A 19,623-nucleotide genomic window follows, 5' to 3' on the forward strand; every position below is an offset into this window, starting at 1 on the left:
CCGGGCATCCGCACACCTCCGCCCCGCAGCGGACCGGGGTCCCGCGGGACACCACCGGACACGTGCAACTGCCGCCGGGCGGCCCCGTCACCATGCCGCCGCCCGCCACCGGCGCGCCCGACGTCACGGCCACCACGCTCGCGGTCCTGCTCATCGGGCCCGCCGGGGCCGGCAAGACCAGCGTCGCCAAGTACTGGGCGGACCACCGCCGGGTGCCCACCGCCCACATCAGCCTGGACGACGTACGCGAGTGGGTGCGCTCCGGCTTCGCGGACCCGCAGTCCGGCTGGAACGACAACTCCGAGGCGCAGTATCGTCTCGCCCGCCGCACCTGCGGCTTCTCCGCCCGCAACTTCCTGGCCAACGGCATCTCCTGCATCCTCGACGACGCCGTCTTCCCCGACCGCCCGGTCGTCGGCCTCGGTGGCTGGAAGCGGCATGTCGGCCCCGGCCTGTTGCCCGTCGTGCTCCTGCCGGGCCTGGAGATTGTCCTCGAACGCAACGCCAAGCGCTCGGGCAACCGCCGCCTCACCGACGAAGAGGTCGCCCGCATCCACGGCCGGATGGCGGGCTGGTACGGCTCGGGCCTGCCGATCATCGACAACTCCCAGCTGGATGTCCCGGCCACGGCGAGGGTCCTGGACGAGGTCCTGGCAAGGTCGATCGCCAGCCCGCCCAAGTGGTAGCCGCGCAGCAGAGGACGGCACCGGCGAACACCGTGGCCTGAGCCGACCCCCAAGGGGCGCGGAGAACTGCGCCGACAACCCCCACAGGGCCGCACCCCGCACCCCACCTCGGCCACGTCCCCCGTTTCCCACGCGACGCCCCCGCTCGGCTGCGCTCAACCGGCGGCCCACCGGCGAAGCTCATACGCTCGGCACATGTCAGAGGTGTACGCGGCCCGCCGCGCTCGACTGAGAGAACGCTGCCACTCCGGCGGCAGCGCCACCGCACTCGTCACCCGCCCGGCGAACGTGCGCTATCTCGCGGGCGCGGCACCGCAGGGCGCGGTGCTGCTGCTCGGGAGGAGCGAGGACGTCCTGCTCTGCGGCGCACCGCCGAGCGGCGAGATCGGCGAGGGCCGGCCCGACGAGGCGGTACGCGTACAGGTGCTGCCCGGACCCGGCGGCGACGCGGCGGTCGCGGCCGCCGATCTGGTCACGGCCCTGGGCGCCGAGTCGCTCGGGGTGGAGGAACACCACCTCACCGTGGGCCGGCACCGCGCGATCCGTTCGGTCGCGCCCCGGCTGCGGCTCGCCGACCTCGGGGGCGCGGTCGAGCAGCTGAGAGTGATCAAGGACGAGGAGGAGATCTCCTGTCTGCGGATCGGCGCGGAGATCGCCGACCAGGCGCTGGGCGAACTGCTCGAATCGATCCTCGTCGGCCGCACCGAGCGCCACCTCGCCCTGGAACTGGAGCGCCGCCTCGTCGACCACGGCGCCGACGGCCCGGCCTTCGCCACCTCCGTCGCCGCCGGCCCGAACTCCGGCCGCCCGGGTCACATCCCCACCGACCGCCGGGTCGAGGAGGGCGACTTCCTGTCCGTCTGCCTCGGCGCGACCTACCGCGGCTACCGCTGTGAGATCGGCCGTACGTTCGTGATCGGCACCTCGCCGGCCGACTGGCAGATCGAGCTGTACGACCTGGTCTTCGCAGCCCAGCGCGCCGGACGGCAGGCACTGGCACCCGGTGCGGCCTACCGTGCCGTGGACCGCGCGGCCCGCCAGGTCCTGGACTCCGCGGGGTACGGTGACGGCCTCCCGGTGCGGATGGGGCACGGGGTCGGACTCGAAATCGACGAGGACCCGCAGTTGGCCCCCGCGGCCATGGGTAAACTGGACGCTTGCGTGCCGGTCACCGTCGAACCGGGGGTTCACCTCCCGGGCCGGGGCGGCGTCCGGATCGATGACACGCTCGTCGTACGCCCCGAGGCGGACGGCGGACCCGAGCTACTCACCATCACGACCAAGGAGCTGCTCGCGCTCTAGCTCATCGGCTGCGCGCGTGGCCCGGGGTCGTCCACGTCAGTCCAGGAGATTCCGCAACCGTGGCTTCCACGAACGACCTCAAGAACGGCCTGGTGCTCAAGCTCGACGGGGGCCAGCTCTGGTCCGTCGTCGAGTTCCAGCACGTCAAGCCCGGCAAGGGCCCGGCCTTCGTGCGCACCAAGCTCAAGAACGTGCTCTCCGGCAAGGTCGTCGACAAGACGTTCAACGCCGGCGTCAAGGTCGAGACGGCCACTGTCGACAAGCGCGACATGCAGTTCTCCTACATGGACGGCGAGTACTTCGTCTTCATGGACATGGAGACCTACGACCAGCTCATGGTCGACCGCAAGGCCGTCGGCGACGCCGCCAACTTCCTGATCGAGGGCTTCACCGCCACCGTCGCGCAGCACGAGGGCGAGGTGCTCTTCGTCGAGCTGCCGGCCGCCGTCGAGCTCGTGATCCAGGAGACCGAGCCGGGTGTCCAGGGCGACCGCTCCACCGGTGGCACCAAGCCCGCCACCCTGGAGACCGGCCACCAGATCCAGGTGCCGCTCTTCATCACCACCGGCGAGAAGATCAAGGTCGACACCCGCACGAGCGACTACCTCGGCCGGGTGAACAGCTAACCGTGGCTGCCCGTAACACGGCCCGCAAGCGCGCCTTCCAGATCCTCTTCGAGGGCGACCAGCGCGGAGCCGACGTCCTGACCGTCCTCGCGGACTGGATCCGGCACGCTCACAACGACACCCGGCAACCCCCGGTCAGCGAATACACCATGCAGCTGGTCGAGGGGTACTCGGAGTACGCCAAGCGCATCGACGAGTTGATCGCGCAGTACTCGGTGGGATGGACGCTCGACCGGATGCCGGTCGTGGACCGCAACATCCTGCGGCTCGGGGCGTACGAGCTGATCTGGGTCGACGCGACTCCCGACGCGGTGGTGCTGGACGAGATGGTGCAGCTGGCGAAGGAGTTCTCCACGGACGATTCGCCGTCCTTCGTGAACGGTCTGCTGGGCCGTCTGAAGGAGCTGAAGCCTTCGCTCCGCCGAGAGGGCGAGTAGCCGCGACGCGCAGCGAAGCACTGTCGGGGAGGCTGCACGACGTCGGCCGCGGGTTGTCCGTGGCTGATCGCGCAGCCCCCCGCGCCCCTCAGAAGCAGAAAACCGCCGGGGTGGCCCGAACCGAATGGTTCGGGCCACCCCGGCGGCACGTTTCTGCTGGGCCTGCCCGGAGCGTCAGCTGTCCTCGTGGGAGACGGCACGTCGCGCGTCGGCGTCGAGGACGCCCCAGCTGATCAGCTGCTCGGTGAGGACCGAGGGGGACTGGTCGTAGATGACGGCGAGTGTGCGCAGGTCGTCCTGGCGGATCGAGAGCACCTTGCCGTTGTAGTCACCGCGCTGGGACTGGATCGTCGCCGCGTAACGCTGCAGCGGGCCCGCCTTCTCGGCCGGCACGTGGGCCAGGCGCTCAAGGTCCAGGACGAGCTTCGGCGGCGGCTCGGCGGCGCCACCAGGGGTCGTACCAGGAAGCAGTTCCTGCACGGGGACCCCGTAGAAGTCCGCCAGCTCCGCGAGGCGCTGCACGGTGACGGCGCGGTCGCCGCGCTCGTACGAACCGACCACGACCGCCTTCCAGCGTCCCTGGGACTTCTCCTCGACACCGTGGAGGGAAAGGCCCTGCTGGGTGCGGATGGCCCGGAGCTTGGCCCCGAGCTGTTTGGCGTATTCGCTGGACATATAGCTCCCCGGACGAAGGCTGGTGACTCACTGTGAGGTTACGCAGCGTGACTCTGCCCCGTCAAGCCGAATGGTCCGGACCGGCTCTTCCGTGGTAATCGTGATCCGTTGCGCCAGGGAGGTGATCAGGGGTGTTCCTGGGACCTGCTAGCGTTGACGGCGCAATTCCGACGTCCTTTAAGGTCCGTCCCGTGAGGCGGAGAAGGAGGTCCGTTTCATATGGACTCGCAAGAAATTCAGCAAGAAGACCCGCGACAGGATGCGCAGGCGTCCGATGCCAGGCCCGTTCTCGAAGGCCCCGACATCGCGCGCGTACTGACCCGCATCGCCCACGAGATCGTCGAACGCGCCAAGGGCGCCGACGACGTGGTGCTCCTCGGCATTCCGACGCGGGGCGTCTTCCTCGCCCAGCGGCTCGCCGCCAAGCTCGAAGAGATCACCGACCGCAAGATCCCGGTCGGCTCGCTCGACATCACCATGTACCGCGACGACCTGCGCATGCACCCCCCGCGTGCGCTGGCCCGCACCGAGATCCCCGGTGACGGCATCGACGGCCGCCTGGTCGTCCTCGTCGACGACGTGCTCTTCTCCGGCCGGACGATCCGCGCGGCGCTCGACGCGCTGAACGACATCGGCCGCCCGCGCGCCGTCCAGCTCGCGGTCCTCGTCGACCGAGGCCACCGCGAACTGCCCATCCGCGCCGACTACGTCGGCAAGAACCTCCCCACGTCGCTGCGGGAGACGGTCAAGGTCCAGCTCGCCGAGGAAGACGGTCGGGACACCGTCCTGCTCGGTGCGAAGCGGACCGCCCAGCAGTAGCACGCGCGCGTACGGCCTCGTGCCGTACGCCTCTTCGCGATGCCCCTGCCTGCCCGTAATCTCCCGAACTGCCTTACGGAGCCTGAAAGATGCAGCGTCATCTCATCTCGGCCGCCGACCTCACCCGCGACGACGCCGTCCTGATCCTCGACACCGCCGAGGAGATGGCCCGGGTCGCGGACCGGCCGATCAAGAAACTGCCGACCCTGCGCGGCCGTACCGTCGTCAACCTCTTCTTCGAGGACTCGACGCGGACCCGGATCTCCTTCGAGGCCGCCGAGAAGCGCCTCTCCGCCGACGTCATCAACTTCTCCGCCAAGGGTTCGAGCGTGTCCAAGGGCGAGTCCCTCAAGGACACCGCCCAGACCCTCGAAGCCATGGGCGTGGACGCCGTCGTCATCCGCCACGGCGCCTCCGGGGCCCCGTACCGCCTGGCGACCTCCGGCTGGATCGACGCCGCCGTGATCAACGCGGGCGACGGCACCCACCAGCACCCCACCCAGGCCCTGCTCGACGCCTTCACCATGCGCCGCCGCCTCGTCGGCCGGGACGCCGGACTCGGCCAGGACCTGGCCGGCAAGCGCATCACGATCGTCGGCGACGTCCTGCACAGCCGCGTCGCCCGCTCCAACGTCGACCTGCTGCACACCCTCGGCGCCCAGGTCACCCTCGTCGCCCCGCCCACCCTGGTGCCGGTCGGCGTCCACACCTGGCCCTGCGAGATCTCGTACGACCTCGACAGCACGCTCGCCAAGTCCGACGCGGTGATGATGCTGCGCGTCCAGCGGGAGCGGATGAACGCCGCGTTCTTCCCGACCGAGCGCGAGTACTCGCGGCGCTACGGGCTCAACGGCGAGCGCATGGCGCGGATGCCCGAGCACGCCATCGTGATGCACCCCGGCCCGATGGTCCGCGGCATGGAGATCACCGCCGAGGTCGCCGACTCCGACCGCTGCACCGTCGTCGAGCAGGTCGCCAACGGCGTCTCCATCCGGATGGCCGTGCTGTACCTGCTGCTGGGCGGCAACGAGCCCGCCGTCACCCACACCCGCACCACCGAGGAGAAGTAAGACGATGAGCAAGATCCTTATCCGTGGTGCGAAGGTGCTGGGCGGCGAGCCGCAGGACGTCCTGATCGACGGCGAGGTCATCGCCGAGATCGGTGTCGGGCTCTCCGACGAGGGCGCCGAGGTCGTCGAGGCCGGCGGCAAGGTGCTCCTCCCGGGCCTGGTCGACCTGCACACCCACCTGCGGGAGCCCGGACGTGAGGACTCCGAGACCGTGCTGACCGGCACGCGCGCGGCGGCCTCCGGCGGCTTCACGGCCGTCTTCGCCATGGCCAACACCTTCCCGGTCGCCGATACCGCCGGTGTGGTCGAGCAGGTCTACCGGCTCGGCCAGGAGCACGGTTACTGCGACGTGCAGCCCATCGGGGCCGTCACCGTCGGGCTGGAGGGCAGGAAGCTCGCCGAGCTGGGCGCGATGCACGAGTCGGCCGCCGGGGTCACCGTCTTCTCGGACGACGGCAAGTGCGTGGACGACGCCGTGATGATGCGCAGGGCCCTGGAGTACGTGAAGGCCTTCGGCGGGGTCGTCGCCCAGCACGCGCAGGAGCCGCGGCTGACCGAGGGCGCCCAGATGAACGAGGGCGTCGTCTCCGCCGAGCTGGGCCTCGGCGGCTGGCCCGCGGTGGCCGAGGAGTCGATCATCGCCCGGGACGTCCTGCTCGCCGAGCACGTCGCCTCCCGCGTCCACATCTGCCACCTCTCGACCGCCGGGTCCGTCGAGATCGTCCGCTGGGCCAAGTCCCGCGGTATCGACGTCACCGCCGAGGTCACCCCGCACCACCTCCTGCTCACCGACGAGCTGGTGCGCTCCTACAACCCGGTCTACAAGGTCAACCCGCCGCTGCGCACCGAGCGCGACGTGCTGGCCCTGCGCGAGGCGCTAGCCGACGGCACGATCGACATCGTCGCCACCGACCACGCCCCGCACCCGCACGAGGACAAGGACTGCGAGTGGGGCGCGGCCGCCATGGGCATGGTCGGCCTGGAGACCGCGCTGTCGGTGGTCCAGGAGACGATGGTCGAGACCGGTCTGCTCGACTGGGCGGGCGTCGCGGACCGTATGTCCGTCAAGCCGGCCAGGATCGGCCGGGCGGCCGGACACGGACGTCCCGTCTCGGCAGGTGAGCCCGCCAACCTCACGCTCGTCGACACGGCATACCGTGGGTCGGTGGATCCCGCGGGCTTCGCCTCGCGCAGCCGTAACACCCCGTACGAGGGCCGCGAGCTGCCGGGCCGTGTCACGCACACGTGGCTGCGGGGCAAGGCCACGCTCGTCGACGGGAAGCTCACGTGACACCTGTAATTCTGCTGGCCGCGGAGAAGGAATCGGCCGAGGTCACCGACTGGGCCGCGCGCATCGGCTGGGTAGTCGGACTCGCCCTCTTCGTCGCGCTCGTCTACTGGCTGATGCGCGAGGGCTGGAAGTGGCGCGGCACGCTCCAGAGCGACCTGCCCGCCCTCTCCACCGCGCCGGACGAGCCCGGTGAGGCCAGACTGAGCATGAGCGGCCGCTACCACGGCTCCACCACCGCCGGGCAGTGGCTCGACCGGATCGTGGCGCACGGCCTGGGCACCCGCAGCAGGGTCGAGCTGACGCTGACGGACGCGGGCCTGGACGTCGTACGCCCGGGAGCGACGGACTTCTTCGTCCCCGTCGAGGCCCTGCGCGAGGCCCGGCTCGACAAGGGCATCGCCGGCAAGGTCCTCACCGAGGGCGGGCTGCTGGTCGTCACCTGGGAGCACGGCGGCAAGCTGCTGGACTCCGGATTCCGCTCCGACCGCGCGGCCGAGCACAACGAATGGGTCGCGACCCTGAACCAGATGATCAACAAGACGGAAACGGAAGGCGCACGATGACGACCTCCACCCGGGGAGCCACCAGGGTTCCCGCCGTACTCGTCCTGGAGGACGGCCGGATCTTCCGCGGCCGCGCCTACGGGGCCGTGGGGGTGACCTTCGGCGAGGCTGTGTTCTCCACCGGGATGACCGGCTACCAGGAGACCCTCACCGACCCGTCGTACCACCGCCAGGTCGTCGTCATGACCGCCCCGCACATCGGCAACACGGGAGTCAACGACGAGGACCCCGAGTCCGGAAGGATCTGGGTCTCCGGGTACGTCGTACGCGACCCCGCGCGTGTGCCCTCCAACTGGCGCTCCCGCCGCTCGCTGGACGAGGAGCTGGCCGCGCAGGGCGTCGTCGGCATCAGTGGCATCGACACCCGGGCCCTCACCCGCCATCTGCGCGAGCGCGGCGCCATGCGCGTCGGCATCTTCTCCGGCAACGCGCTGCCCGACGACGGCACCATGCTCACCGAGGTCCGCCAGGCCCCCGAGATGAAGGGCGCGAACCTCTCCGCCGAGGTCGCCACCAAGGAGACGTACGTCGTCCCGGCGATCGGCACCAAGAAGTTCACCGTCGCCGCCGTCGACCTCGGCATCAAGGGCATGACCCCGCACCGCATGGCCGAGCGCGGCATCGAGGTGCACGTGCTCCCGGCCACGGCGACGGCCGAGGACGTGTACGCCGTGAACCCGGACGGCGTGTTCTTCTCCAACGGCCCGGGCGACCCGGCCACCGCCGACCACCCGGTGGCCGTCATGCGGGCGGTGCTGGAGCGCGGCACCCCGCTCTTCGGCATCTGCTTCGGCAACCAGATCCTGGGCCGCGCGCTCGGCTTCGGCACCTACAAGCTGAAGTACGGCCACCGCGGCATCAACCAGCCGGTGCAGGACCGTACGACCGGCAAGGTCGAGGTCACCGCGCACAACCACGGCTTCGCCGTCGACGCCCCGCTCGACAAGGTCTCCGAGACGCCCTACGGCCGCGCCGAGGTCTCCCACGTGTGCCTCAACGACAACGTGGTCGAGGGGCTCCAGCTCCTGGACCGCCCCGCCTTCAGCGTCCAGTACCACCCCGAAGCGGCAGCGGGCCCGCACGACGCCGCCTACCTGTTCGACCGCTTCGTATCCCTGATGGAGGGCCAGCGTGCCTAAGCGCACCGATATCCAGTCCGTCCTGGTCATCGGCTCCGGCCCGATCGTCATCGGCCAGGCCGCCGAGTTCGACTACTCCGGCACCCAGGCGTGCCGCATCCTGCGCGCCGAGGGTCTGCGCGTGATCCTCGTCAACTCCAACCCGGCGACGATCATGACCGACCCGGAGATCGCCGACGCCACGTACGTCGAGCCGATCACCCCGGAGTTCGTCGAGAAGATCATCGCCAAGGAGCGCCCGGACACCCTCCTGCCGACCCTCGGCGGTCAGACGGCCCTCAACACGGCCATCTCGCTGCACGAGGCCGGGACGCTGGAGAAGTACGGCGTCGAGCTGATCGGCGCCAACGTCGAGGCCATCAACAAGGGCGAGGACCGCGACCTCTTCAAGGACGTCGTCGAGGCCGTCCGCGCCAAGATCGGGCACGGCGAGTCCGCCCGCTCGGTCATCTGTCACTCCATGGACGACGTGCTGGGGGGCGTCGAGACGCTCGGCGGCTACCCCGTCGTCGTGCGCCCCTCCTTCACCATGGGCGGCGCCGGCTCCGGATTCGCACACGACGAGGAGGAGCTGCGCCGCATCGCCGGCCAGGGCCTCACCCTCTCCCCGACCACCGAGGTGCTCCTGGAGGAGTCCATCCTCGGTTGGAAGGAGTACGAGCTGGAGCTGATGCGCGACAAGAACGACAACGTCGTGGTCGTCTGCTCCATCGAGAACTTCGACCCCATGGGCGTGCACACCGGCGACTCGATCACGGTCGCGCCCGCGATGACGCTGACCGACCGCGAGTACCAGGTGCTGCGCGACGTCGGCATCGCGATCATCCGTGAGGTCGGCGTCGACACCGGCGGCTGCAACATCCAGTTCGCGGTGAACCCCGAGGACGGTCGGGTGATCGTCATCGAGATGAACCCGCGTGTGTCGCGGTCCTCGGCGCTCGCCTCCAAGGCGACCGGTTTCCCCATCGCCAAGATCGCGGCCAAGCTGGCCGTCGGCTACACGCTCGACGAGATCCCCAACGACATCACCGAGCAGACCCCGGCCTCCTTCGAACCGACGCTCGACTACGTCGTCGTGAAGGCCCCCCGCTTCGCCTTCGAGAAGTTCCCGTCCGCCGACTCCTCTCTGACCACGACCATGAAGTCGGTCGGCGAGGCCATGGCGATCGGCCGCAACTTCACCGAGGCGCTGCAGAAGGCGCTGCGGTCGCTGGAGAAGAAGGGCAGCCAGTTCACGTTCGTCGGCGAGCCCGGCGACAAGGCTCTCCTCCTCGAAGAGGCCGTCCGGCCGACCGACGGCCGTATCAACACCGTCATGCAGGCCATCCGGGCGGGCGCGACGCCCGAGGAGGTCTTCGAGTCCACGAGGATCGACCCGTGGTTCGTCGACCAGCTCTTCCTGATCAAGGAGATCGCGGACGAGCTGTCCCAGGCCGACAAGCTCGATCCGGACCTGCTGGCCGAGGCCAAGCGGCACGGCTTCTCCGACCAGCAGATCGCCGAGATCCGCGGGCTGCGCGAGGACGTCGTGCGCGAGGTCCGGCACGCGCTGGGCGTGCGCCCGGTGTACAAGACGGTCGACACGTGCGCCGCCGAGTTCGCGGCGAAGACGCCGTACTTCTACTCCTCGTACGACGAGGAGACCGAGGTGGCCTCCCGCGAGAAGCCGGCCGTGATCATCCTCGGCTCCGGTCCGAACCGCATCGGCCAGGGCATCGAGTTCGACTACTCCTGTGTCCACGCCTCCTTCGCGCTGAGCGACGCGGGCTACGAGACCGTGATGGTCAACTGCAACCCGGAGACCGTCTCCACGGACTACGACACCTCCGACCGCCTGTACTTCGAGCCGCTGACGCTCGAAGACGTGCTGGAGATCGTCCACGCCGAGTCGCTGGCCGGTCCGATCGCCGGCGTCGTCGTCCAGCTGGGCGGCCAGACGCCGCTGGGCCTGGCGCAGGCGCTCAAGGACAACGGCGTACCGATCGTGGGCACCTCTCCCGAGGCCATCCACGCCGCCGAGGACCGCGGCGCCTTCGGCCAGGTGCTAGCCGAGGCCGGCCTGCCCGCGCCGAAGCACGGCACGGCGACCACCTTCGCCGGCGCCAAGGCGATCGCCGACGAGATCGGCTACCCGGTCCTCGTCCGCCCGTCGTACGTGCTCGGCGGGCGCGGCATGGAGATCGTGTACGACGAGGCCCGCCTGGAGTCGTACATCGCCGAGTCGACCGAGATCAGCCCCTCCCGGCCGGTCCTCGTCGACCGCTTCCTCGACGACGCGATCGAGATCGACGTCGACGCCCTCTACGACGGCCACGAGCTGTACCTCGGTGGCGTCATGGAGCACATCGAGGAGGCCGGCATCCACTCCGGCGACTCGGCGTGCGCCCTGCCCCCGATCACCCTCGGCGGCTTCGACATCAAGCGCCTGCGGGCCTCCACCGAGGCCATCGCCAAGGGTGTCGGCGTGCGCGGCCTGATCAACATCCAGTTCGCGATGGCCGGGGACATCCTCTACGTCCTCGAAGCCAACCCGCGCGCCTCCCGCACGGTCCCCTTCACCTCGAAGGCGACCGCGGTGCCGCTGGCCAAGGCCGCCGCCCGGATCTCGCTCGGCGCGACCATCGCCGAACTGCGGGCGGAAGGGCTGCTTCCGGCCAACGGCGACGGCGGGGAGCTGCCGTTCGACGCGCCGATCTCCGTCAAGGAGGCCGTCATGCCGTGGTCGCGCTTCCGCGACATCCACGGGCGTGGCGTCGACACGATCCTCGGCCCGGAGATGCGCTCCACCGGCGAGGTCATGGGCATCGACTCCGTCTTCGGCACGGCGTACGCCAAGTCGCAGGCCGGCGCGTACGGGCCGCTGCCCACCAAGGGGCGCGCGTTCATCTCGGTCGCCAACCGGGACAAGCGTTCGATGATCTTCCCGGCGCGCGAGCTGGTCGCCCACGGCTTCGAACTGCTCGCCACGTCCGGCACGGCCGAGGTGCTCAAGCGCAACGGCATCAACGCCACCGTCGTCCGCAAGCAGTCCGAGGGCACCGGCCCGAGCGGTGAGAAGACCATCGTCCAGCTCATCCACGACGGCGAGGTCGACCTCATCGTCAACACCCCGTACGGCACCGGCGGCCGCCTCGACGGCTACGACATCCGTACGGCGGCCGTGGCCCGGTCCGTGCCGTGCCTGACGACGGTCCAGGCGCTCGCCGCGGCCGTCCAGGGCATCGACGCGCTCAACCGTGGCGACGTGGGCGTCCGCTCACTCCAGGAACACGCCGAACAACTGACCGCGGCCCGCGACTAGCAGCCCTGAGGGGGACACCGGAAACGGTGTCCCCCTCTGCATGAGGCTCACCGAGGCTTCAAGAGGACACTGACTCATGTACAAGCTCTTCTTCCGTCTGGTTTTCACCCGGATGGACCCGGAGGAGGCCCACTACCTGGCCTTCCGCTGGATCCGCCGCGCCGCCCGCGTCCCGGTCCTTCGCACCTTCGTCGCGGCCGCCCTGGCGCCCCGCCACGAGGAACTGCGCACCGAGGCTTTCGGGCTGCGCATGCACGGCCCGTTCGGGCTGGCCGCCGGCTTCGACAAGAACGCCGTCGCGATCGACGGGATGTCGATGCTCGGCTTCGACCACATCGAGATCGGCACGGTGACGGGTGAGGCGCAGCCCGGCAACCCCAGGAAGCGGCTGTTCCGCCTGGTCGCCGACCGCGCGCTGATCAACCGGATGGGCTTCAACAACGAGGGCTCGCTCGCCGTCGCAGCGCGGCTGGCCTCCCGTACGCCCGTCTTCAGGACGGTCGTGGGCGTCAACATCGGCAAGACCAAGGTCGTCCCGGAGGACGAGGCCGCCGGGGACTACGTGAAGTCCACCGAGCGCCTCGCGCCGTACGCCGACTACCTGGTCGTCAACGTCTCCTCGCCCAACACGCCCGGCCTGCGCAACCTTCAGGCCACGGAGGCTCTGCGGCCCCTGCTCACCGCCGTGCGCGAGGCCGCCGACCGCACGGTCCGCACCCGCCGGGTGCCGCTGCTGGTGAAGATCGCGCCGGACCTCGCCGACGAGGACATCGACGCCGTCGCCGACCTCGCCGTGGAGCTGGGCCTGGACGGGATCATCGCCACGAACACCACCATCGCGCGCGAGGGCCTCGGTCTGAAATCCGAACCCTCTGTCGTGAAGGAGACGGGCGGTCTCTCCGGCGCCCCGGTCAAGGACCGCTCCCTCGCGGTCCTGCGCCGCCTCTACGCGCGCGTGGGCGACCGGATCACCCTGGTGGGCGTCGGGGGCGTCGAGAACGCCGAGGACGCCTGGCAGCGCATCCTGGCGGGTGCCACGCTGGTCCAGGGCTACAGCGCCTTCATCTACGAGGGCCCCTTCTGGGCGCGCACCGTCCACAAGGGCCTCGCCGCACGCCTGCGTACGAGCCCGTACGCCACCCTCGCCGACGCGGTCGGCGCCGACGTGAGGAAGACGGTATGACCGAGCCCTTCGGTGCGCGGCTGCGCCGTGCCATGGACGAGCGCGGGCCGCTCTGCGTGGGCATCGACCCGCACGCCTCCCTGCTCGCCGACTGGGGCCTGAACGACGACATCGCGGGCCTGGAACGCTTCAGCCGCACGGTCGTCGACGCACTCGCGGACCGGGTGGCCGTCCTCAAGCCGCAGAGCGCGTTCTTCGAGCGCTTCGGGGCCCGTGGCATCGCCGTACTGGAGAAGTCCGTCCAGGAGGCTCGGGCGGCCGGCGCGCTGGTCGTGATGGACGCCAAGCGCGGCGACATCGGCTCCACCATGGCCGCGTACGCCGAGACCTTCCTCCACAAGGACGCGCCCCTGTTCTCGGACGCGCTGACGGTCTCGCCGTACCTGGGTTACGGCTCCCTGAAGCCCGCCGTGGACCTGGCGCGTGAGAGCGGGGCCGGACTGTTCGTGCTGGCGCTCACCTCCAACCCGGAGGGCGGCGAGGTGCAGCACGCGGTACGGGGCGACGGCCGCAACGTCGGGGCGACCATGCTGGCGCATCTGGCGGCCGAGAACGCGGGAGAAGCGCCCCTGGGGTCCTTCGGGGCCGTCGTCGGTGCCACGCTGGGTGACCTCTCGTCCTACGACCTGGACATCAACGGACCTCTCCTCGCTCCCGGGATCGGCGCGCAGGGAGCGACGCCGGCCGATCTGCCGGAGGTCTTCGGGACCGCTGTGCGCAATGTGGTCCCGAACGTCAGCCGAGGTGTTCTTCGTCACGGTCCCGACGTCGTCGCACTGCGTGACGCGTCGAACCGTTTCGCGGACGAGATCCGAACCGCGACGGCGACAGCCTGAGAGCTCCGATGAGTGCCCGCGGGGTGGTTCCCGGACGGCTTGAGTCTGAATACATTCTCAAATCCGGGGCATTATGCGGCTTATGTCCGACTCCATGGAGGCTGACCAGGACTTTTCCGCTGTTCTCGCTGACTCTGGCGGAGTTGGCCGCTAGTCTCCGAGCAGGGTGAACGGGCAAGCGTGTTGCTCGTGGCACCCCAGGTGTGGGGCGATTAGGTTCCTCACCGGTCCGTATCCGACAGTTCGACATCCGAGGTGACGTAGGCGTGGCTCTTCCGCCCCTTACCCCTGAACAGCGCGCAGCCGCGCTCGAAAAGGCCGCCGCGGCTCGCCGGGAGCGGGCCGAGGTCAAGAATCGACTCAAGCACTCCGGCGCCTCCCTGCATGAGGTCATCAAGCAGGGACAGGAGAACGACGTCATCGGCAAGATGAAGGTCTCCGCCCTGCTCGAGTCCCTGCCTGGCGTGGGCAAGGTCCGCGCCAAGCAGATCATGGAGCGACTGGGTATCTCCGAGAGCCGTCGTGTACGCGGCCTCGGTTCCAACCAGATCGCTTCCCTGGAGCGTGAGTTCGGCAGCACCGGCCCCTGATCCCGGCTACCGCCGGGAAGGGAGTCCCGGGCACTCCGGGATTGCTGGAATAATCGCTGCATGAGTGAACGTCCGCGGCTGACCGTGCTCTCCGGCCCCTCCGGGGTCGGCAAGAGCACGGTCGTCGCTCATATGCGCAAGGCACACCCCGAGGTCTGGCTCTCGGTGTCGGCGACAACCCGCAAGCCGCGCCCCGGCGAGCGGGACGGAGTCCACTACTTCTTCGTCACCGACGAGGAGATGGACAAGCTGATCGCCAACGGCGAACTGCTGGAGTGGGCCGAGTTCGCCGGCAACCGCTACGGCACCCCCCGGGCCGCCGTGCTCGAACGCCTGGAGCGGGGCGAGCCGGTCCTGCTGGAGATCGACCTCCAGGGCGCACGGCAGGTCCGCGAGACCATGTCGGATGCCCAGCTGGTGTTCCTGGCTCCTCCCTCCTGGGAGGAGCTGGTGCGCAGACTCACCGGGCGGGGCACCGAACCGCCCGAGGTGATCGAGCGCCGCCTGGAGGCGGCCAAGATCGAGCTGGCGGCCGAGCCGGAGTTCGACGTGACCCTGGTCAACACCTCCGTCGAGGACGTGGCCCGCGAGCTGCTAGCCTTGATGGATGTTGTGTGATCACGGGTTCTGTCCGTTTTCTGTGATCACGACCGATCTTTTCCCATCCATCGGAAGGTAGAGCGTGTCCTCTTCCATCTCCGCGCCCGAGGGCATCATCAACCCGCCGATCGACGAGCTCCTCGAGGCCACTGACTCGAAGTACAGCCTCGTGATCTACGCGGCCAAGCGTGCTCGCCAGATCAACGCGTACTACTCGCAGCTCGGCGAGGGTCTCCTCGAGTACGTCGGTCCTCTCGTCGACACCCACGTCCACGAGAAGCCGCTCTCGATCGCCCTGCGCGAGATCAACGCGGGTCTGCTGACGTCCGAGGCCGTCGAGGGCCCCGCGTAAGTCTTATCTGCAGATCGCGGTAGGTTTTTCCACAGGCCCGGCAGCGCGACTGCCGGGCCTGTGGTGTGCTCGGGGGCACGGTGGTCGTCCCCCGCCGTGAGGCAGCATGGAGTCGTACGTTTCCGAGTGCGGGGAGGCACGGTGCGCAAGCCGAAGGTCGTTCTGGGTGTCAGCGGGGGGATCGCCGCCTACAAGGCGTGCGAGCTGCTGCGCCGGCTGACCGAGTCCGGGCACGACGTACGGGTCGTGCCGACCGACTCCGCGCTGCACTTCGTCGGCGCCGCCACCTGGTCCGCGCTCTCCGGCCACCCGGTCTCCACCGAGGTCTGGGAGAGCGTCCACGAGGTGCCGCACGTCCGCATCGGGCAGGAGGCCGACCTGGTGGTCGTGGCCCCGGCGACCGCCGACATGCTGGCCAAGGCCGCCCACGGCCTGGCCGACGACCTCCTCACGAACACCCTCCTCACCGCCCGCTGCCCCGTCGTCCTCGCCCCCGCCATGCACACCGAGATGTGGGAACACCCGGCCACCCAGGAGAACGTGGCGACGCTGCGCCGCCGGGGCACCCTCGTCATCGACCCCGCCGTGGGCCGGCTGACCGGCGTCGACACCGGCAAGGGACGGCTGCCGGACCCCGCGGAGATCTTCGAGGTCTGCCGCCGGGTGCTGGCCCGGGGTGTCACCGAGCCGGACCTCGTGGGCCGCCACGTCGTCGTCACCGCCGGTGGCACCCGCGAACCCCTCGACCCGGTCCGCTTCCTCGGCAACCGTTCCTCCGGCAAGCAGGGCTACGCGCTCGCCCGTACGGCCGCCGCCCGGGGCGCCCGGGTCACGCTGATCGAGGCCAACACCGGGCTGCCGGACCCCGCGGGCGTGGACGTCGTACGGATCGGCACGGCCGTTCAGCTGCGCGAGGCGGTACTCAAGGCGGCGCCGGACGCGGACGTCGTGGTGATGGCGGCGGCGGTGGCGGACTTCCGCCCCGACACGTACGCCGCCGGGAAGATCAAGAAGAAGGACGGTCAGGAGCCCGCGCCCGTCGTCCTGGTGCGTAATCCGGACATCCTCGCGGAGATCTCGGCGGACCGCCCCCGCCCCGGACAGGTGGTCGTCGGCTTCGCCGCGGAGACCGACGACGTCCTCGCCAACGGCCGCGCCAAGCTGACACGCAAGGGGTGCGATCTGCTGGTGGTGAACGAGGTCGGGGAGCGCAAGACCTTCGGTTCCGAGGAGAACGAGGCCGTGGTGCTGGGCGCCGACGGGAGCGAGACGCCGGTGCCGTACGGCCCGAAGGAGGCCCTGGCCGAAACGGTGTGGGACCTGGTCGTGAGCCGGCTCGCCTGACGCTGCCATTCGCGTCACGTCTGCCCCGAACCTCGCACATTGGGGTGTGGCGACCCTGGCGGACAGCGACGGCCTTTGGGCAGAATGCACGTGCCGCAGGTCACAGAGCTCCCGAGAGGCGAGACAGGTGGGCCGGTGGCCGAGCCCGACCGATAAACTGTTCTCGGACGACGCCGGGCGCAGCCCCCGAGCACGTCCGCCAATGATCAGCCAGCAGCCGCTGCAACCCCAGGGAGCGTTGTGTCCCGTCGTCTGTTCACCTCGGAGTCTGTGACCGAGGGTCACCCCGACAAGATCGCTGACCAGATCAGCGATGCCATTCTCGATGCGCTCCTGCGCGAGGACCCCACGTCCCGTGTCGCAGTGGAGACGCTCATCACGACCGGCCTGGTGCACGTGGCCGGCGAGGTCACGACCAAGGCGTACGCGCCGATCGCCCAGCTGGTGCGCGACACCATCCTGGACATCGGCTACGACTCGTCGAAGAAGGGCTTCGACGGAGCCTCCTGCGGTGTGTCGGTGTCGATCGGCGCGCAGTCCCCGGACATCGCGCAGGGTGTCGACACCGCGTACGAGTCCCGGGTCGAGGGTGACGAGGACGAGCTGGACCGCCAGGGCGCGGGCGACCAGGGCCTGATGTTCGGCTACGCCTCCGACGAGACGCCGACCCTGATGCCGCTGCCGATCTTCCTGGCGCACCGTCTGTCGAAGCGCCTGTCGGACGTCCGCAAGAACGGCACGATCCCCTACCTGCGTCCCGACGGAAAGACCCAGGTCACCATCGAGTACGACGGTGACAAGGCGGTCCGCCTGGACACGGTCGTCGTCTCCTCGCAGCACGCGAGCGACATCGACCTGGAGTCCCTCCTGGCCCCCGACATCCGCGAGTTCGTCGTGGAGCCGGAGCTGAAGGCCCTCCTGGACGACGGCATCAAGCTGGACACCGAGGGCTACCGCCTGCTGGTCAACCCGACCGGCCGCTTCGAGATCGGCGGCCCGATGGGCGACGCCGGTCTCACCGGCCGCAAGATCATCATCGACACCTACGGCGGTATGGCCCGCCACGGTGGCGGTGCCTTCTCCGGCAAGGACCCGTCCAAGGTCGACCGCTCCGCCGCGTACGCGATGCGCTGGGTCGCCAAGAACGTCGTCGCGGCGGGCCTCGCCTCCCGCTGCGAGGTCCAGGTGGCGTACGCCATCGGCAAGGCCGAGCCCGTCGGTCTCTTCGTCGAGACCTTCGGCACGGCCAAGGTCGACACCGACCGGATCGAGAAGGCCATCGACGAGGTCTTCGACCTCCGCCCGGCCGCCATCATCCGCGACCTCGACCTCCTCCGCCCCATCTACGGCCAGACCGCCGCGTACGGCCACTTCGGCCGTGAACTCCCCGACTTCACCTGGGAGCGCACGGACCGGGTCGAGGCGCTGCGCAAGGCCGCGGGGCTGTAAGGCTCGCGGCTCCTCGGTTTCTCCGACGAGGCCCGGCGTCCCTTGGGGGGCGCCGGGCCTCATCGTTCTGTGCCCCCCGTTCTGTGCCCCCCGTTCTGTGGTCCCGGTTCCGTGATCGCGGGCGGCGTCGGTTGTCAGTGGCGTTTGGAAGAATGCAAGCGTGAGCAGCGAGGATGGGACGAGGGGCGGCGGCGCGGCGGGGGACGCGGGGCCGGAGCAGCTCGCGCTCGTTCGGGAGGCGGTGCGGAAGGCCAAGGTGCCGCGGGCCAAGCCGCGGACCTGGCGGGGGGCTGCGCTGGCGAAGGAGTTGCCGGTCGCCCGGGTGCTGGTCGACAAGGGTGTGCTGCATCTCGACCGGTACTTCGACTATGCGGTGCCGGAGGAGCTGGACGCCGTCGCCCAGCCCGGGGTGCGGGTCCGGGTCCGGTTCGGGGCCGGGGGGCGCAATGTCAGGGAAGGGCGGCGCGAAGGGGGCGCGCTGATCGACGGGTTCCTCGTCGAGCGGGTCGCTGAATCGGACTATTCCGGACCCCTGGCCGCGCTCGCGCAGGTCGTCTCGCCGGAGCCGGTGCTCGGCCCCGAGCTGCTGGGGCTGGCACGGGCCGTGGCGGACCGGTACGCGGGGAGTCTCGCGGATGTGCTGCAGCTGGCCGTTCCGCCTCGGCATGCTCGGGCGGAGGCCGTGGAGATGGAGGGGCCGGTGCAGCCTCCGGTCGCGCCCGAACCCGGGTCGTGGCTGCGGTACGGGCGAGGTGCGGACTTCCTGCGTGCGCTGGCCGGTGGGGGTGCGCCCAGGGCGGTGTGGACCGCGCTGCCGGGGCCGGAGTGGGCCGAGGAGATCGCGCGGGCCGTGCAGGCGACGCTGGCCTCCGGGCGGGGGGCGCTCGTCGTCGTACCGGCAGGGCGGCCGGCGGCTCGGGTCGACGAGGCGCTCGGGGAGCTGCTGGGGGAGGGGCGCCACGCGCTGCTGACCGCCGACGCCGGGCAGGAGCGGCGGTACCGCGAGTGGCTGGCCGTGCGGCGGGGGGCCGTACGGGCTGTGGTCGGGACGCGGGCGGCCATGTTCGCGCCGGTGCGGGATCCGGGGCTGGTCGTCGTCTGGGACGACGGCGACGCCAGTCACAGCGACGACAACGCTCCCTTCCCGCATGTGCGGGAGGTGCTGGAGCTGCGGGCCTCTCGGGACAAGTGCGCGTTTCTGCTGGGCAGTTGGAGCTGTACGGTCGAGGCCGCCCAGCTCGTCGAGAGTGGGTGGGCCGCGCCGATCGTGGCCGGGCGGGAGCAGGTACGGGCCGCCGCGCCGCTGGTGCGGACCGTGGGGGACGGGGACCTCGCGCGGGACGAGGCGGCTCGGAGATCG

The 19,623-nt window shown here is 70.2% G+C and carries 18 protein-coding genes and 1 pseudogene; 18 read left to right on the plus strand and 1 reads right to left on the minus strand.

Features of this window, described 5'->3' with window-relative positions:
• The 4 genes from AWZ10_RS24210 to nusB all read left to right on the plus strand — a co-directional run.
• Window positions 1-686 (plus strand): AAA family ATPase (locus tag AWZ10_RS24210; RefSeq protein WP_060892028.1); only part of this gene is annotated, 686 nt, incomplete at its 5' end.
• 195 nt (window positions 687-881) lie between these two features.
• Window positions 882-1,988 (plus strand): aminopeptidase P family protein, encoded by a 1,107-nt coding sequence (locus AWZ10_RS24215; protein WP_046704748.1) that lies wholly within the window; start codon window positions 882-884, stop codon window positions 1,986-1,988.
• 59 nt (window positions 1,989-2,047) lie between these two features.
• Window positions 2,048-2,614, plus strand: a complete 567-nt coding sequence (efp, locus tag AWZ10_RS24220; protein WP_005485474.1) for an elongation factor P — start codon at window positions 2,048-2,050, stop codon at window positions 2,612-2,614.
• Between the two features lie 2 nt (window positions 2,615-2,616).
• On the plus strand, window positions 2,617-3,051 hold the full coding sequence (gene nusB, locus AWZ10_RS24225; protein WP_060892029.1) for a transcription antitermination factor NusB: 435 nt from the start codon (window positions 2,617-2,619) through the stop codon (window positions 3,049-3,051).
• A gap of 174 nt (window positions 3,052-3,225) precedes the next feature.
• On the opposite strand, the gene bldD is transcribed toward nusB, so the two are convergent.
• Window positions 3,226-3,726 (minus strand): transcriptional regulator BldD, encoded by a 501-nt coding sequence (gene bldD / locus AWZ10_RS24230; RefSeq protein WP_007380685.1) that lies wholly within the window; start codon window positions 3,724-3,726, stop codon window positions 3,226-3,228.
• A gap of 219 nt (window positions 3,727-3,945) precedes the next feature.
• Between bldD and pyrR the strand changes: the two genes are divergently transcribed.
• The 14 genes and pseudogenes from pyrR to AWZ10_RS24300 form a co-directional block, all read left to right on the plus strand.
• Window positions 3,946-4,545, plus strand: a complete 600-nt coding sequence (gene pyrR / locus AWZ10_RS24235) for a bifunctional pyr operon transcriptional regulator/uracil phosphoribosyltransferase PyrR (RefSeq protein ID WP_046704746.1) — start codon at window positions 3,946-3,948, stop codon at window positions 4,543-4,545.
• 89 nt (window positions 4,546-4,634) lie between these two features.
• Complete coding sequence (locus tag AWZ10_RS24240) at window positions 4,635-5,615, plus strand: aspartate carbamoyltransferase catalytic subunit (RefSeq protein WP_046704745.1); 981 nt, start codon at window positions 4,635-4,637, stop codon at window positions 5,613-5,615.
• 4 nt (window positions 5,616-5,619) lie between these two features.
• On the plus strand, window positions 5,620-6,906 hold the full coding sequence (locus tag AWZ10_RS24245; RefSeq protein ID WP_060892030.1) for a dihydroorotase: 1,287 nt from the start codon (window positions 5,620-5,622) through the stop codon (window positions 6,904-6,906).
• Window positions 6,903-7,469 carry a PH-like domain-containing protein gene (locus AWZ10_RS24250; RefSeq protein WP_046704743.1) on the plus strand — a complete coding sequence of 189 codons (567 nt, stop codon included), beginning with the start codon at window positions 6,903-6,905 and terminating at the stop codon, window positions 7,467-7,469. The genes AWZ10_RS24245 and AWZ10_RS24250 overlap by 4 nt, the downstream gene beginning before the upstream one ends.
• Window positions 7,466-8,608 (plus strand): glutamine-hydrolyzing carbamoyl-phosphate synthase small subunit, encoded by a 1,143-nt coding sequence (gene carA / locus AWZ10_RS24255; RefSeq protein WP_046704742.1) that lies wholly within the window; start codon window positions 7,466-7,468, stop codon window positions 8,606-8,608. The genes AWZ10_RS24250 and carA overlap by 4 nt, the downstream gene beginning before the upstream one ends.
• Window positions 8,601-11,909 carry a carbamoyl-phosphate synthase large subunit gene (gene carB, locus AWZ10_RS24260; RefSeq protein WP_046704741.1) on the plus strand — a complete coding sequence of 1,103 codons (3,309 nt, stop codon included), beginning with the start codon at window positions 8,601-8,603 and terminating at the stop codon, window positions 11,907-11,909. Before carA ends, carB begins: the two co-directional genes overlap by 8 nt.
• A gap of 76 nt (window positions 11,910-11,985) precedes the next feature.
• The gene (locus tag AWZ10_RS24265) at window positions 11,986-13,092 is read left to right on the plus strand and encodes a quinone-dependent dihydroorotate dehydrogenase (RefSeq protein WP_060892031.1); all 1,107 of its coding nucleotides are present in this window, start codon (window positions 11,986-11,988) and stop codon (window positions 13,090-13,092) included.
• Window positions 13,089-13,928 (plus strand): orotidine-5'-phosphate decarboxylase, encoded by an 840-nt coding sequence (gene pyrF / locus AWZ10_RS24270; RefSeq protein WP_046704739.1) that lies wholly within the window; start codon window positions 13,089-13,091, stop codon window positions 13,926-13,928. Before AWZ10_RS24265 ends, pyrF begins: the two co-directional genes overlap by 4 nt.
• A 266-nt stretch (window positions 13,929-14,194) precedes the next feature.
• Window positions 14,195-14,518, plus strand: coding sequence for an integration host factor (locus AWZ10_RS24275; RefSeq protein ID WP_046704738.1), 324 nt, complete (start codon window positions 14,195-14,197; stop codon window positions 14,516-14,518).
• 30 nt (window positions 14,519-14,548) lie between these two features.
• A pseudogene (gene gmk, locus AWZ10_RS24280) lies at window positions 14,549-15,136 on the plus strand (guanylate kinase); the annotation flags it as partial.
• Between the two features lie 64 nt (window positions 15,137-15,200).
• Window positions 15,201-15,470: a DNA-directed RNA polymerase subunit omega gene (gene rpoZ / locus AWZ10_RS24285; RefSeq protein WP_005485492.1), complete on the plus strand. Its 270-nt coding sequence runs from the start codon at window positions 15,201-15,203 to the stop codon at window positions 15,468-15,470.
• A gap of 141 nt (window positions 15,471-15,611) precedes the next feature.
• On the plus strand, window positions 15,612-16,814 hold the full coding sequence (gene coaBC, locus AWZ10_RS24290; protein ID WP_046704737.1) for a bifunctional phosphopantothenoylcysteine decarboxylase/phosphopantothenate--cysteine ligase CoaBC: 1,203 nt from the start codon (window positions 15,612-15,614) through the stop codon (window positions 16,812-16,814).
• Window positions 16,815-17,054: 240 nt separating this feature from the next.
• The gene (gene metK / locus AWZ10_RS24295; RefSeq protein WP_037701396.1) at window positions 17,055-18,263 is read left to right on the plus strand and encodes a methionine adenosyltransferase; all 1,209 of its coding nucleotides are present in this window, start codon (window positions 17,055-17,057) and stop codon (window positions 18,261-18,263) included.
• Window positions 18,264-18,423: 160 nt separating this feature from the next.
• Window positions 18,424-19,623 (plus strand): primosomal protein N' family DNA-binding protein (locus AWZ10_RS24300; RefSeq protein WP_482258113.1); only part of this gene is annotated, 1,200 nt, incomplete at its 3' end.

The organism is Streptomyces europaeiscabiei, assembly GCF_001550375.1.
Taxonomy (GTDB): domain Bacteria; phylum Actinomycetota; class Actinomycetes; order Streptomycetales; family Streptomycetaceae; genus Streptomyces; species Streptomyces europaeiscabiei.

What these genes read in the sequence shown, in the direction of transcription:
- pyrF (WP_046704739.1), top strand. Translation starts at nt 13,089, where the DNA reads ATGACCGAGCCCTTCGGTGCGCGGCTGCGCCGTGCCATGGACGAGCGC.
- AWZ10_RS24215 (WP_046704748.1), top strand. Translation starts at nt 882, where the DNA reads ATGTCAGAGGTGTACGCGGCCCGCCGCGCTCGACTGAGAGAACGCTGC.
- pyrR (WP_046704746.1), top strand. Translation starts at nt 3,946, where the DNA reads ATGGACTCGCAAGAAATTCAGCAAGAAGACCCGCGACAGGATGCGCAG.
- AWZ10_RS24245 (WP_060892030.1), top strand. Translation starts at nt 5,620, where the DNA reads ATGAGCAAGATCCTTATCCGTGGTGCGAAGGTGCTGGGCGGCGAGCCG.
- AWZ10_RS24240 (WP_046704745.1), top strand. Translation starts at nt 4,635, where the DNA reads ATGCAGCGTCATCTCATCTCGGCCGCCGACCTCACCCGCGACGACGCC.
- AWZ10_RS24265 (WP_060892031.1), top strand. Translation starts at nt 11,986, where the DNA reads ATGTACAAGCTCTTCTTCCGTCTGGTTTTCACCCGGATGGACCCGGAG.
- carA (WP_046704742.1), top strand. Translation starts at nt 7,466, where the DNA reads ATGACGACCTCCACCCGGGGAGCCACCAGGGTTCCCGCCGTACTCGTC.
- bldD (WP_007380685.1), bottom strand. Translation starts at nt 3,726, where the DNA reads ATGTCCAGCGAATACGCCAAACAGCTCGGGGCCAAGCTCCGGGCCATC.